Annotated in this window: 14 protein-coding genes and 1 pseudogene; 11 read left to right on the top strand and 4 right to left on the bottom strand. The window is 69.9% G+C overall.

Annotation, left to right across the window (positions count from 1 at the left end):
- Window position 1 precedes the first annotated feature (1 nt).
- From C7S10_RS21605 to C7S10_RS21620, 4 genes are read left to right on the top strand one after another with little or no spacing between them, the layout of a single operon-like run.
- A complete protein-coding gene (locus tag C7S10_RS21605; protein ID WP_108346939.1) occupies window positions 2-781 on the top strand; it encodes an enoyl-CoA hydratase/isomerase family protein in 780 nt (259 codons plus the stop codon).
- Window positions 782-788: 7 nt separating this feature from the next.
- Window positions 789-1,697 carry an FAD binding domain-containing protein gene (locus C7S10_RS21610; RefSeq protein WP_108346941.1) on the top strand — a complete coding sequence of 303 codons (909 nt, stop codon included), beginning with the start codon at window positions 789-791 and terminating at the stop codon, window positions 1,695-1,697.
- On the top strand, window positions 1,694-2,944 hold the full coding sequence (locus C7S10_RS21615) for a xanthine dehydrogenase family Fe-S subunit (protein WP_108346943.1): 1,251 nt from the start codon (window positions 1,694-1,696) through the stop codon (window positions 2,942-2,944). The genes C7S10_RS21610 and C7S10_RS21615 overlap by 4 nt, the downstream gene beginning before the upstream one ends.
- A gap of 3 nt (window positions 2,945-2,947) precedes the next feature.
- Window positions 2,948-4,309, top strand: coding sequence for an MFS transporter (locus C7S10_RS21620; RefSeq protein WP_108346945.1), 1,362 nt, complete (start codon window positions 2,948-2,950; stop codon window positions 4,307-4,309).
- 8 nt (window positions 4,310-4,317) lie between these two features.
- On the opposite strand, the gene C7S10_RS22415 is transcribed toward C7S10_RS21620, so the two are convergent.
- Window positions 4,318-4,521, bottom strand: coding sequence for a helix-turn-helix domain-containing protein (locus C7S10_RS22415; RefSeq protein WP_165807268.1), 204 nt, complete (start codon window positions 4,519-4,521; stop codon window positions 4,318-4,320).
- Between the two features lie 12 nt (window positions 4,522-4,533).
- On the opposite strand from C7S10_RS22415, the gene C7S10_RS22420 reads away from it, so the two are divergent.
- The 4 genes from C7S10_RS22420 (at window position 4,534) to C7S10_RS21640 (ending at window position 6,900) form a co-directional block, all read left to right on the top strand.
- Window positions 4,534-4,755, top strand: coding sequence for a hypothetical protein (locus C7S10_RS22420; RefSeq protein ID WP_165807269.1), 222 nt, complete (start codon window positions 4,534-4,536; stop codon window positions 4,753-4,755).
- A gap of 126 nt (window positions 4,756-4,881) precedes the next feature.
- The gene (locus tag C7S10_RS21630) at window positions 4,882-5,598 is read left to right on the top strand and encodes an arsenate reductase/protein-tyrosine-phosphatase family protein (protein WP_108346988.1); all 717 of its coding nucleotides are present in this window, start codon (window positions 4,882-4,884) and stop codon (window positions 5,596-5,598) included.
- Between the two features lie 82 nt (window positions 5,599-5,680).
- A complete protein-coding gene (locus C7S10_RS21635) occupies window positions 5,681-6,448 on the top strand; it encodes an aquaporin (protein WP_108346949.1) in 768 nt (255 codons plus the stop codon).
- Entirely contained in the window at window positions 6,445-6,900 is a 456-nt protein-coding gene (locus C7S10_RS21640) for an arsenate-mycothiol transferase ArsC (RefSeq protein WP_108346951.1), read from the top strand. Before C7S10_RS21635 ends, C7S10_RS21640 begins: the two co-directional genes overlap by 4 nt.
- A 24-nt stretch (window positions 6,901-6,924) precedes the next feature.
- Here C7S10_RS21640 and C7S10_RS21645 read toward each other — a convergent pair whose 3' ends face one another.
- Window positions 6,925-7,863: a helix-turn-helix domain-containing GNAT family N-acetyltransferase gene (locus tag C7S10_RS21645; protein ID WP_243395532.1), complete on the bottom strand. Its 939-nt coding sequence runs from the start codon at window positions 7,861-7,863 to the stop codon at window positions 6,925-6,927.
- 105 nt (window positions 7,864-7,968) lie between these two features.
- On the opposite strand from C7S10_RS21645, the gene C7S10_RS21650 reads away from it, so the two are divergent.
- Window positions 7,969-9,420, top strand: a complete 1,452-nt coding sequence (locus C7S10_RS21650; RefSeq protein WP_243395533.1) for an NAD(P)-binding protein — start codon at window positions 7,969-7,971, stop codon at window positions 9,418-9,420.
- A 669-nt stretch (window positions 9,421-10,089) separates the two neighbouring features.
- Here the strand turns inward: C7S10_RS21650 and C7S10_RS21660 are convergent.
- Window positions 10,090-11,124 carry a GlxA family transcriptional regulator gene (locus C7S10_RS21660; RefSeq protein WP_480241883.1) on the bottom strand — a complete coding sequence of 345 codons (1,035 nt, stop codon included), beginning with the start codon at window positions 11,122-11,124 and terminating at the stop codon, window positions 10,090-10,092.
- Window positions 11,125-11,139: 15 nt separating this feature from the next.
- On the opposite strand from C7S10_RS21660, the gene C7S10_RS21665 reads away from it, so the two are divergent.
- Window positions 11,140-11,451: a putative quinol monooxygenase gene (locus C7S10_RS21665; RefSeq protein ID WP_035904877.1), complete on the top strand. Its 312-nt coding sequence runs from the start codon at window positions 11,140-11,142 to the stop codon at window positions 11,449-11,451.
- Window positions 11,452-12,083: 632 nt separating this feature from the next.
- Window positions 12,084-12,605, top strand: a pseudogene (locus tag C7S10_RS21670) (transposase); the annotation flags it as partial.
- Window positions 12,606-12,632: 27 nt separating this feature from the next.
- Here the strand turns inward: C7S10_RS21670 and C7S10_RS21675 are convergent.
- Window positions 12,633-12,992: integrase core domain-containing protein (locus tag C7S10_RS21675; protein ID WP_423802732.1), on the bottom strand; the 360-nt coding region annotated here is incomplete at its 5' end.

The following is a 12,992-nucleotide window of genomic DNA, read 5'->3' on the forward strand; positions in this document are numbered from 1 at the left end:
CATGCCACTCACCGGAGGCGAGATCCGGCTCGACCGCAGCCACGACGGCAGGGTCGCCAACCTGACGCTGTCGCACGGCCGCTACAACATCATCACCTGGGAGACCCGCCAGGTGATGGCCGACCGCTTCGCCGAGATCGACTCGGACAAGGACGTGCAGGTCGTCGTGGTCCGGGCCGAGGGCGAGCACTTCACCTCCGGCGGCGACATCGCCGGCTTCATGGAGGTCGACCCGGTCGACCTGACCGACCTCGGCCACAACGTGACCGCGGCCGCTCGCAGCCCCAAGCCCGTGATCGCCGCGATCGACGGTTACTGCTTCGGCGTCGGCCTCGAGCTGGCCCTGGCCTGCGACATCCGGATCGCCACCGACCGGTCGCGGTTCGCCCTGCCCGAGATGAAGCTCGGCATGATTCCCGGCAGCGGCGGGACCCAGCGACTGGCTCGCCTGATCGGCCTGTCCCGAGCGAAGTACCACATCCTCACCGGCGAGCGGATCACCGGACAGCAGGCCCTCGACTGGGGCCTCACCTCGCACAACTGCGCCGATGCCGACGAGCTCGAGAAGCGGACCGACGAGGTCGTCGCCCTGCTGCTGAGCCATTCGCCGATGGCGATGCGGACCGCCAAGGAGGTCCTCGACAAGGGCGTCGACGGCCCGCTCTACACCGGCATCGAGCTGGAGCGGAAGGCCTACTCGATGCTGCGTGCGAGCCACGACTTCGCCGAGGGTGTCGCGGCGTTCGAAGAGAAGCGCCCGCCGAAGTTCCAGGGTCGGTGAGCCGGCCGTGAAGCCTGCCCCGTTCGCCTACGTCCGCCCCGGCACGACCGAGGACGTCCTGGCCGAGCTCGGCCGGGACGGCGCCAAGGTGCTGGCCGGTGGCCAGTCGCTCGTGCCGGTGCTGGCGATGCGACTGGGGCGCCCGTCCACGCTGGTCGACATCAACGCGGTCCCCGAGCTCAACCGGATGTCGCGGACCGACGGCCACCTCCGGGTGGGTGCGACGGTGCGCCAGCGACAGGTGCAGTACGACGACGCGGCGGCGGCCGTGCCCTTGCTGCGGCTCGCGCTGCCGTGGGTCGGTCACCGGGAGATCCGCAGTCGGGGCACCGTGTGCGGCAGCATCGCGCACGCAGACCCGTCTGCCGAGCTCCCCGCCGTCGCCTCGTGCCTGGACGCCACCATGGTGGTGACCAGCGCGGGGGGCGCGCGGGAGATCTCGGCCAGCGAGTTCTTCACCGGCGCGATGAGCACCGCGGTCGTGCCCGAGGAGCTCCTGACCGAGGTCCGGTTCCCCGTGGCCGCGGACGGCGAGGGCTTCGGTTTCGGTGAGATAGCCCGCCGCCACGGCGACTTCGCCCTGGCGGGCGTGGCGGTGCGCGTGCGCACCACCACCGCGGGCCCCGAGGCTCGGATCAGCTGCTTCGGCATCTCCGACCATCCGGTCACCCGTGACGTCTCCCCGCAGCTTCGCGCAGCACTCGACGCCACCGGGGCCGAGCCCGACGGCTCCGGTCTGGGCCGTGCCCTTCGGGACCACGCCGTGGCGATCGCCGACGACGTGGTGGACACCGGTGGCGACGCGCACGCGAGCGCGGCGTACCGCCGCCAGCTGGTCGCCGGCCTGGTCTCGCGCCACGTCGCGCGCGCCTACCTGAAATCCGTCCGACCCAACCGAGAGGGGGAGTCCTCGTGAGCCTCCCGAACGCCTACGCCCGCACCGAGGCCGACGAGACCGTCGACGTCACCATGACGGTCAACGGAAGCGAGGTCACGATGTCGCTGCCCGCCCGGGTCACGTTGTCGGACGCGCTGAGGGACCACCTCGGACTGACCGGCACCCACGTCGGGTGCGAGCACGGGATCTGTGGGATGTGCACCATCCTCGTCGACGGCCAGGCCTCCCGTGCCTGCCTGCTTTTTGCCGTCCAGCTCGACGGTGCCGAGATCGTCACCGTCGAGGGCCTCGGCCGTCAGGACGACCTCCACCCGCTGCAGGAGTCGTTCAGCAAGCACCACGCCCTCCAGTGCGGCTTCTGCACGCCGGGTTTCTTGATGAGCTCCTACGACCTGCTGACCCACGAGCCCGACGTCGCGACGGACGACCTGCCCGGGGAGCTGTCCGGAGTCCTCTGCAGGTGCACGGGCTACCGCAACATCATCGACGCCGTCGACGAGGTGGCGAACGCCCACCGCGCCGGGCTCCCGGGACCGGGCAACTGTGCCCAACGCACCCTGGTCGGGCGTACGCCGGCCGGCGCGGGCACCTCCGCGACGGCCGAGGACGCCCAGGTGGCCGTCCCGGGTCACCACCCCGACGAGATCGCCCTGCCCTCGGGTGAGCCCACCATCACCGTCGACGTCACCAGCCAGCTCGAGTCGACGCCGGAGGAGGTGGCCGGGGTCTTCCACGACATCCGGCTGCTCGCCCGCTGCCTGCCCGGCGCGGAGCTCACCGACGAGCTCGGGGACGACTGGTACCGCGGCCGGGCCCGGATCGCCCTCGGCCCCGTCCGGCTGTCCTTCGACGGCATCGCGCACGTGCTCGAGCAGCGCGACGACCGGCTCACCCTGAAGGCTCAGGGCAAGGACACCGGTGGCGGCGGCGCGCAGGCGGAGATCGTGATGACGGCCACGCCATCGGGGACCGGCGTCTCGCTGCACGCCGAGGCCAGGGTGTTCCTCACCGGGCGGATCGCCAGCTTCGGGCGCTCCCTCGCCGGCGACGTCAGCCGCCGCATGTTCGAGGACTTCGCCCGGGGCATGGACCGGGCCGCGGCCGGCGCCGAGCCCGATGTCGGCGCCAAGCCGCCCGGTGCCGTGGCGATCCTCTTCGGCGCGCTGTCCGACAGGGCCCGGACCCGCTACAGGAACCTCCGGCAACGCAGCCGGGACCACAGGCGACGCGACGGGCGTCGGCCCCCCTCCAGAGACGAACGGTGACCCATGTCCCAGCCCACAACTGACCCCGCTGCCGGCGCTCCGCCGAGCAAGTCCGCGCTGCCCGCCGCCTTCGCCTCCGTGGCCGGCTGGGCATTCGACCTCTTCGACCTGTTCCTGCTGCTCTACGTCGCGAAGGCGGTCGGACACCAGATCTTCCCGGCCGAGTCGGAGACGCTCAGCCTGGCTCTGGTCTTCGCGTCGTTCGCCGTCAGCATCGTGATGCGTCCCGCCGGTGCGGCCTTCTTCGGCGAGCTCGCCGACCGGAAGGGCCGCAAGACCATCATGGTCACGGTGATGGCCGGTGTCGGCCTGTCGACGGCGGCCATGGGCCTGGTGCCCACCTACGCCTCGATCGGCGTCGCCGCCCCGATCATCTTCCTGGTCCTGCGTGTCATCCAGGGCCTGTTCGTCGGCGGCGTGACCGCCACCACCCACACCCTGGGCACCGAGAGCGTCCCTCCACGCTGGCGCGGCCTGATGAGCGGCCTGATCGGCGCCGGCGGCGCCGGGCTGGGTGCGGCGATGGCCAGCATCACGTTCATCGTGGTGAGCCAGTTCTACCCCGGTGACTCGTTCAACGAGTTCGGCTGGCGGGTGATGTTCTTCAGCGGCCTGATGGGCGGCCTGCTCAGCCTCTTCGTGCTGCGCAAGGTCGAGGAGTCACCGATGTGGCTCCAGGCCCAGGAGGCCGCGAGGTCCGGTGCTCCGGCCGCGCGGATGCGGTTCCTCGACCTGGTCAAGGGGGAGTACCGCAGCATCACCCTGGTCAACATCGCGGTCGCCGCGGGCGGAGGGGCGATGTACTACCTGACGTCCGGCTTCCTGCCCACCATGCTCGACTCCGTGGTGGGGATGCCGTCGGGTCCGCGCGGCGGTGTGCTGCTCGCGAGCAGCCTGGTCGTCGTGGTCGCATCGATCATCGCAGGCGAGGCCAGCCAGCGCTACGGCCGTCGCCCGACCATGGTGACGCTGGGTGTGGTCAACATCGTCGCCCTCCCGGTCCTCACGCTCTTCATCGCCCGCAGCGACCCGGGCAGCACGACGCGGATCATGCTCGCGGCGTGCCTGCTCGCCTTCCTGGCCAACGCGGCCTACTCGCCGGTGATGATCTTCCTCAACGAGCGCTACCCGACCGCGATCCGCTCGCGCGGCACGGCCGTGTCGTGGAACACCGGCTTCATGCTCGGTGGCCTGCTGCCCACCTTCGTCAACCTGCTGAGCCCGACCGTCTCCGACATCCCGGGTCGATTGGTGGCGTTCATCATCGGTGCGGCGGCGGTCTTCATCGCAGCCGTGCTGTGGAGCCCCGAGACGCGTGGCCGTCTCGACACGGACACCCGGGCAGGCAGGCGGCAGCGGATCTGACGCGACACTCAACGCCTGGGTGCGCGGCGGAACCGCCACGCGCGCAGGGCCAGGTGCAGGTTGAGCCTGGTGTCGACGTCCGCGAGGTCGTGATCCGAGATCTCGGCGATGCGCCCGAACCGGTAGCGCAGCGTGTTGCGATGGACCGAGAGCTCACGCGCGGTGTCGTCGTACCTGCCGCCCAGATCGAGGTACGTCGCGAGCGTGGGCACGAGATCGGTGCCGTGACCGTCGTCGTAGCTCAGGAGCTCCCCCAGCCAGTCATCGATCAGGCGCTCGACCTCACCGACGTTGTCGTCGAGGGCGAGGATCCGCTCGACCCCCAGGTCGGAGTAAGCGATGGAGCCGCGCGGGTCGCTGACTGCTACATGACGCAGGTCCGCGCCTACATCGCCATGGTCCTCAGTGTGCTTCCGCGGTCGCGGGAGCTCGACGACGCCGGGTGAGCGCCGACCGTCGACGCGCCGTCGGCGCGATCCTGTCGCCCGACCGGGTCAGAACTTGTGCGAGGACTTTCGGTCAGCCATTATTGACTCAATACTGATTGAGCGAATGGCGAATGGCGGGTGGCGATGGAGTTCGGCTCGCGGGTGGCGGGGTTGTCGGCGCTGGCTGAACCGGTTCGGCTGCGCGTCGTCGACCTGCTCCACGCGGGGGATGCGTCCCCCGGCGAGTTGAGTGCGGAGCTCGAGCTGCCCTCGAACCTGTTGGCCCACCACCTCACGGTGCTCGAGGACGCCGGCATCGTGTCCCGACACCGTTCGCACGCCGACCGGCGCCGTACCTATCTCCGGCTGCACCACGACAGCCTGATCGGTCTGCTGCCCGGCACCGCGTCCGCGGCCGGGTCGGCGGCGGAGCGCGTGGTGTTCGTGTGCACGGCCAACTCGGCGCGCTCGCAGCTCGCGGCGGCGCTCTGGCGAGAAGCCAGCCCTCTCCCGGGCACCTCGGGTGGCACGCACCCCGGAGCGGTCATCGCGCCCGGCGCGGTCGCGGCTGCACGCCGCCACGGCCTGACCCTGGTTCAGGAGCGACCCCAGTCGCTCGACGGCCTGCTCCGCGACGGTGACTACGTCGTGACGGTGTGCGACGCCGCTCACGAGGAGCTCGGACCGATCGACCCCGGACCGGGAGTCCGGCCGCGGTTGGCCGGCGTGAGCCACTGGTCTGTCGCCGACCCCGTCGCCGCAGGCACCGACGCGGCGTTCGACGCTGCGTACGACGACATCGCGGGCCGTGTCGCCGACCTTGCGCCTCGGCTCGCCCACCCCCGTGCCACCGCCTCGTAGGAGAGTCGATGACCACCGAGCAGTGTCGTCCGTGCGCTCATGTCGGAGATCACCCTCGCCCCGGCGGCGCGGGAGGCAACGCGTGAGTGCTGCACCCCCGCCCGTCCCGCTGCACCGCAGGCTCGTCGCCGAGCTCCTGGGCACCGCCCTGCTGGTCGCGGTCGTGGTCGGCTCCGGCGTCGCCGCACAGCAGCTCTCGCCGGACGACGTCGGCCTCCAGCTGCTCGAGAACTCGACGGCCACCGTGCTCGGCCTCGCGGTCCTCATCGTGATCTTCGGTCCCGTCTCCGGAGCTCACTTCAACCCCGTCGTCTCAGCGGCCGACTGGGTGCTCGGCCGTCGCGCCGGGACCGGCCTCACCGGCGTCGAGGTCGGCACGTACACCGTGGCGCAGACGACCGGCGCCATCGCAGGTGCCGTGCTGGCGAACGTCATGTTCGACATCGAGGTCACCGAGCTGTCGGGCACGGAGCGGGCCGGTTCGAACCTCCTGATCGCCGAGGTCGTTGCGACCGCAGGACTGGTCACGCTCGTCTTCGCCCTCGCCCGCACCGGCCGCGGCCCCCTGGCTGCGCCGGCCGTCGGTGCGTACATCGGCGCGGCCTACTGGTTCACCGCGTCGACGTCGTTCGCCAACCCGGCCGTGACCATCGGCCGGATCTTCTCCGACACGTTCGCCGGCATCGACCCCGCCTCCGTGCCGGGCTTCGTCGCGGCACAGCTGGTCGGCGGCCTGACCGGCATCGCCCTGGTCCGCTACCTGTTCCCCGACGTCGAGGCCGCAGCCGGCGACGTCGTCGTTCCCCGCATCACCACCCCAGCCGAGTCGACCCCCAGGAGCACCCGATGACCGCCCCGACGTCCCCGACCGACACCGACGTCCCGCAGGTCGTGTTCGCCTGCATCCGCAACGGCGGCCGATCGGTCATCTCCCGCGTCCTGACCGAGCACTACGCGGGCGGTCGGGTCGTCGCCCTGTCCGCCGGCACGCAGCCCGGCGAGCACATCCACCCCGAGGTCGCCCACGCACTCGAGGAGCTCGGACTGGACACCTCCGCCGAGACGCCGACCCGGCTCACGCACGAGACCATCGCGGCCTCGGTCATGGCCATCACGCTCGGCTGCGGCGAGGAGTGCCCCTACGTGCCCGGGGTGAGGTACGTCGACTGGCCGGTCGCCGACCCCGGCGGTCAGGACGAGGAGACGGTGCGCGGCATCATCGCCGACATCGACGGGCGCGTCCGCGCGCTGCTGGTCGAGCTCGTCCCGGACCTCGAGCTGCCGGAGTCCGTGCTCGCCTGACGCTGGACTCCTCTCCTGCTCGGCTCAGTCGGCCCTGCGACGCTCGAGCAGGACCGTGTCCCGCCACGCTCCGTCGAGCTGCGCGATCCGGGAGCGGACCGCGAGCGTGGCGTAGCCGGCCGAGTGGTGCAGTGCGATGGAGGCCCGGTTCTCCGGGAAGATCGACGTCTGCAGCGTCCAGAGCCCACCGGCGTCGGCCTCGTTGACCTGGCGCCACAGCAGTGCCTTTCCGATGCCGCGGCCGCGGGCTGCCTCGGTGACGTAGACCGACGACTCGCCGACGCCTGCGTAGCACTCTCGCTCCGAGACCGGCGAGACGGCGGTCCAGCCGACGACCTGGGTGGTGCCGTCGACCTCGGCCTCGGCGACCCACCGGTGACCGTCGAGCCACTTCCTCGCCAAGGTGGACACGTCCGGCACCTGGGTCTCGAAGGTGGCATTGCGGGTCGCGATGCCCTCGGCGTAGATCTCCCGCACGACCGCCAGGTCAGCGTCGGTCATCGCGCGGGTCGCGACGCCGGCTGGGAGGTCTTCGGGGCAGCACGGCCGCGCAGCAAGAGTCCCCATGACGACGTCGGCGGCGTGGGGGAGCCCGGTGCAGCACTCGGGGTTGACCGACACGTGCTTGCTGGTGCCGACGCGGTCCACGGACACGAACCCGACCTCGGCAAGCTTCTGCACGTGGTGGGTGACGGTGGGCTGGCCGATGCCGAGCTCGCGCGCCAGGTCGCCGATGCGGATGTGGCCGGCCGGAGCGGTCGACACGGCGTGCAGGAGCCGTACCCGCGTGGGGTCGGACAACGTGGAGAACCAGCCGGCGAAGGTCTCGGCCTCCGCGCGACCCAGCGCCGGTGAAGTGCCGTCGTCAGGCCGGCAGGCGATGTCGCACCCGACTTCGCGCGAAGCACCGATGGCATCCTGCGCGTGCGCGGCGACGGTCTCGTTCTCGGTCGTGGTGGTCACGAAGCCACCTTACATCGAAGATTGTCGATGGAACCCTTGCTTTCATCGACTCCGGTCGATACTGTCCGCAGATATCGATCACCGTCAATGCTTCAGGAGCTTGTTGTGACCACGCAGGACCACGTCGGCACCACCTCGCAGCCCACACCTCTTCCGGTAGCCATCATCGGCGCCGGTCCCATCGGTCTCGCTGCGGCGGCCAACGCTGCGGAGCGAGGCATGGACTTCGTCATCCTCGAGGCCGGAGCCGAGGCGGGCGCGGCGGTCGCAGACTGGGCCCACGTACGGCTCTTCTCGTCCTGGTCCGAGCTCGTCGACCCGGCGGCACGCCGACTCCTCGACGCCGCGGGCACGTGGTCCGCGCCCGACGATGGCGCGTACCCGACGGGCGCGGAGTGGCGCAGCGCCTACCTGCAGCCGCTGGCCGAGCTGCTTGACGGCCTGTCCCGTGGCTCCGTGCGGTACGGCTCTCGCGTCGCGGGCGTGAGCCGTGCGGGACGTGACCTGCTGGTCGACTCCGGCCGCGAGTCTGACCCGTTCGCCCTCCACGTCGACGGTCCGGACGGCCGTGCGCGGCTGCTGGCCAGCGCGGTCGTGGACGCCTCGGGCACCTGGACGAGGCCGAACCCGCTGGGTGCCGACGGCTACCCCGCACTCGGAGAGACCGAGAACGCTGCCCGCTTGACCTACGGCATCCCCGACTTCCGTGACCCGGCCGTCGCCGCCCGGTTCGCGGGCAAGCACGTGGCCGTGGCCGGCAAGGGCGCGTCGGCGCAAGGCGTCCTCATCGGCCTCGCCCAGCTCGCACAGACTGATTCCGCCACCCGCGTGTCGTGGCTGCTGCGCCGCCCCGCGGTCGGGGACGCGTTCGGTGGCGGCGACAACGACCAGCTCGAGGAGCGCGGCAAGCTCGGTCAGGACGCGAGGGCCGCCGCCGAGAGCGGTGTCGTGACCAGCATGACCCGGTTCCGGACCATGTCCGTGACCCCCCAGGAGGACGGCCGGCTGAGCATCGCGTCGGTCGACGGCCAGCAGGTCACCGACGTGGACGAGGTCATCGTGGTGACGGGCTTCCGTCCCGACTTCACGTTCCTCTCCGAGGTCCGGCTCGACCTCGACCCCGCCCTCGGGTCGACGCGTGTCCTGGCAGACCAGATCCACCCCGACCACCACAGCTGCGGAGACGTGGCCCCGCACGGCCACCGCGAGCTGACCCAGCCCGAGAACGGCCTGTTCCTGGTGGGAATGAAGTCCTACGGCCGCGCGCCGTCGTTCCTGGCCATGACTGGCTACGAGCAGGTGCGTTCCGTGGTCGCCGCGCTGGACGGCGACTACGAGGCCGCCGACCGGGTCGACCTGGTCCTTCCCGAGACCGGCGTCTGCAACGGTGCGGGTGCATTCGACGACCCCGACGCCGCTGCGGTCGGCGGCGGATGCTGCGGACCCGTGGCGATCACCAAGACTCGCACGTTGGTCGTGGCGACCGGAGACGCAGAACGCCGCCGACCGACCCGGAGGTCGGACGGCGGCGTTCGCGACGTGGCTCAGATGTCGTAGTACTGACTGACTGACCCACGATGACCTGCGCAAACGTCGAGATCTCCCGGTCATTTGTACCGGACTTGTAACAGGCTAGCTCTTCTTGCAGGGGTCCTGGAAGCGAACAGACCGCCCAGATTAACCTAGAGAACGACGGTTCTTTAGGTAGACGGCTGCGATCCGGTGACGGGGGAGAGGGCACAGAAGCCGACGGGTCAAGTGTCCGCTGTTGCCGAAACCGGTGCCCGTGCACACGGACGTACCTAAGCTAAGTGGGTCGCCGGCCGGTTTCGTGGCTCTTCCCAGATGAGGGTGTAGGTCGGCCGGGCGCGTCGGTCCGCAGATAGACGTCGAGGTCTCCAGACGATGGAGGTTCCTACGCCATCCATCCGAAAGACCTCGACGTGACCGACGCTACCCCGCCGGCCGGCTTCGGCCGCCCTGACCTGACCGCCTTCGCGTCTCATCCCAACCGACCCTGATCGAGTCTGCTGACCCCCTCGACGAGAACGCAGCGACATCACAGCCACCCAACCCCGACCGTCCGGGAAGCCGGGACACGTCACATGGCCTGTGCTGCGGGCGTGTCGAGTGGGTCGTCCAGGGCGACGCAGGAGCGTCGACGCGACGTGCTGAGAGGTGGTTCCAGTCGAGCACTAGGACACCGGCTACAGGCATGGCGATAGGTCAGGAACGGCGTCGCTCCCTACGCAGGAGGGAGCGCAGAGTCTCGGCGTTCGCGTAGCCGACCCGTAGCGCGATCTCGGCGGAGGTGAGGTCCGTGGTTGCTGAGAGGTGCCGAGCTCGTTCGATGCGAAGCCGTTGGACGAAGCCGAGCGGAGTGAGGTTGAGCGCCGCACGGACTCGTCGTTCGAGGGTGCGCCGGCTGGTGCCGAGCGACTGCGCGACGAAGGCGACGTTGAACGGTTCGTCCAGGCGGGCGCGCACGAAGCGTTCGAACTCGACGACGATCGGGTCCTCGTGCCGGAGATGTTCGTAGGCGACGAAGGCCGCCTGCGACGGACGCTCGTCGATGATGAGGAGCTTGGCGACATGTTGGGCCAGGTCGGGGCTGATCGATCGCACGAGTGAGAGCGCGAGGTCGATGTGGGCGAACGCGGCGCCGGCGGTGACGAGGTTCCCGTCGACCACGACCATGGTGTCGAGATCGAGGGCGACGGTCGGATAGCGCTTCAGGAACTCCGGCCCCAGGAACCAGCTGGTCGTCGCCCGCCGATGATGCATCCGTCCGGTCTCGGCGACAGCGAACACGCCGGTGCACGCCGCGGCGATCCGGGTGGTCGCGTCGTCGAGGCGCCCGAGCGAGGCGATGACCGAACGAGCATCTCGGCTCTGGAGGGCGTCGTTGGTAGCGGCGGCCGTGAGGGTTCCAAGCGCAGGGACGACGACCACGTCGAACTCTGCGGACTCTGACAGCGGGTGGTCCACCGACAGGGTCATCGATGCCGTCGTGGTCACTCTCCGTTTCGGTCCGAGGATGGCGAGTTCGATCGGGTCGATCCGCGGGTCGACATCGCCGCGGGCTCCGTCGGCCACCCGCACGATGTCGATGACCGACGCGACAGCCGAACCGAAGCAGCCGTCGATCGCGATCAGTCCGATACGCATGGCGCGAACAATAGCAATACTGCCGTATACGCCACTTCTCACCTGCCCTTGCTCGTCATACGCTGAACTCGCTTCACCAGGAAACCTCGACACCTAGGAGAACCCCTCATGTCCGCACCCGCATCACTTCCGTATGCCTTCGTCGCCAAGATCGTCGCGGCCGATGGGCAGCACGACGCGCTCGCCGATCTGCTCGCCGGCGCTGTCGCGCTCGCCAACGAAGAAGTAGGAACGATTGTCTGGTTCGCGGTCAGGACCCACGCCGACACCTTCTGGATCTTCGATGCATTCCCCGACGAGGCCGCTCGCGACGCCCACGCCAACGGCGCCATCGTCGCAGCCCTGATGGCCAACCAGCACCTCCTCGGCGCAGCACCCGAGATCCTGGCGGCCGACGTCCTCGCGTCCAAGCTCCCGTAGTCCGCCAACGCACGAGACGATCGCGCCCCGCCGAGCCGTCGCCGGGTCGCGACGCAACGCCACGCTGCGTTGCCGAGCGGTGCGAGGCCTTTCGGCACACGGACGGGATGCCGGCCGCGAGCGCTCAGCCGGCGAGGGGTCCGTCGCAGAGGAGAGCGACGTCGGTGTCGGGCAGAGCCGTGAGGCCAGCGCATCGCGCGACCACCAGAACCGAACCGCCCCTGCCCTGCGTTTCCGCAGGTCAGGGGCTGTTCGCCGGAGCCGCCTGTCGGAATCGAACCGACGACCTAATCACGTCGGCTTTGCGTCTATCGCTTGATGCGCCCACTGGGCGAACGAGCCGCTGACCTGCGCAAACGCCGAGCGTGGGGGACGCCGCCATCCGGTGGTGACCGACGACGACCGACCAGTACCGACCGTTTCACCGGAGCTTGCGGCGGCGTCGAAGCCGAGCAAGCTCCATTCCTTTAGTTCACCGCGCCCTCCTCCTCGCCGGTCCCGTCGTCGCCGAAGACGTTTCAGGGGTCTTCTCAGATGACGGTGTAGGTCGGCCGGGCGCGTCGGTCCGCAGATAGACGTCGAGGTCTCCCGACGACGGAGGTTCCTACGCCATCCATCCGAAAGACCTCGACGTGTCCGACGCTACCCCGCCGGCCGGCTTCGGCCGCCCTGACCTGACCGCCTTCGCTCGACTCGACGGCCTCGGTCTGAGCGTGACCGGACAACGACTTGAACCGGATCGTGCGGTCCTCGCGTGCCGCTTGGTGGAACCAGATCAGGGGTGCCGACGGTGCGGCAGCGAAGGCGCTGCTCGTGACACCGTGATCCGGCGGTTGGCCCACGAGCCGCTGGGCTGGCGACCGACCGTGCTGGAAGTTGTAGTGCGCCGCTACCGCTGTGCCGACTGCGGACACGTGTGGCGTCAAGACACCAGCGCCGCGGCGGAGCCACGCGCGAAGCTCTCGCGCACCGGGCTGCGGTGGGCGCTGGAAGGGATCGTGGTCGCACGCCTCACCGTCGCCCGTGTCGCCGAGGGACTCGGGGTCGCGTGGGACACCGCCAACAACGCGGTCCTGGCTGAAGGCAAGCGGCTGCTGATCAACGACCCCACGCGGTTTGAGGGCGTGAAGGTCATTGGCGTCGATGAGCACGTCTGCAGCGCCCCAGGTTTTCGGCCGTTCCTATGCGGGGTGCGGCTCTCGGTTGAGAGTCGCGTAGTGGTCCTGCTCGTACTCCACTGGGCTCATCATCCCAAGGGTGCCGTGCAGGCGTCGGTTGTTGTACCAGTCGACCCAGCCTGCGGTGGCGTACTCGACGTCGGCGATGGTCCGGTACGGCCCTGTGTGGAAGACCGTGGTGCGGATGCACTCGGTCTTGTAGAGCCCGATGACGCACTCCATCAGGGCGTTGTCGTAGGCGGGACTGCTGAAGGTTTGGTTGTCACCTGACCTGTGGCGATGTGAGTCGCCGCTGGAAGGATGTCGACCATGCCTGCTCCCCATCCCAAGGAGTTCCGCGACGATGTCGTTGCGGTCGCTCGG

Source organism: Nocardioides currus, from assembly GCF_003057875.1.
GTDB classification, from domain to species: Bacteria; Actinomycetota; Actinomycetes; order Propionibacteriales; family Nocardioidaceae; genus Nocardioides; species Nocardioides currus.

Excerpts from the sequence above, each read along its gene's own strand:
- C7S10_RS21605 (WP_108346939.1), top strand. The coding sequence starts at position 2 with ATGCCACTCACCGGAGGCGAGATCCGGCTCGACCGCAGCCACGACGGC.
- C7S10_RS21620 (WP_108346945.1), top strand. The coding sequence starts at position 2,948 with ATGTCCCAGCCCACAACTGACCCCGCTGCCGGCGCTCCGCCGAGCAAG.
- C7S10_RS21630 (WP_108346988.1), top strand. The coding sequence starts at position 4,882 with ATGGAGTTCGGCTCGCGGGTGGCGGGGTTGTCGGCGCTGGCTGAACCG.
- C7S10_RS21640 (WP_108346951.1), top strand. The coding sequence starts at position 6,445 with ATGACCGCCCCGACGTCCCCGACCGACACCGACGTCCCGCAGGTCGTG.
- C7S10_RS21665 (WP_035904877.1), top strand. The coding sequence starts at position 11,140 with ATGTCCGCACCCGCATCACTTCCGTATGCCTTCGTCGCCAAGATCGTC.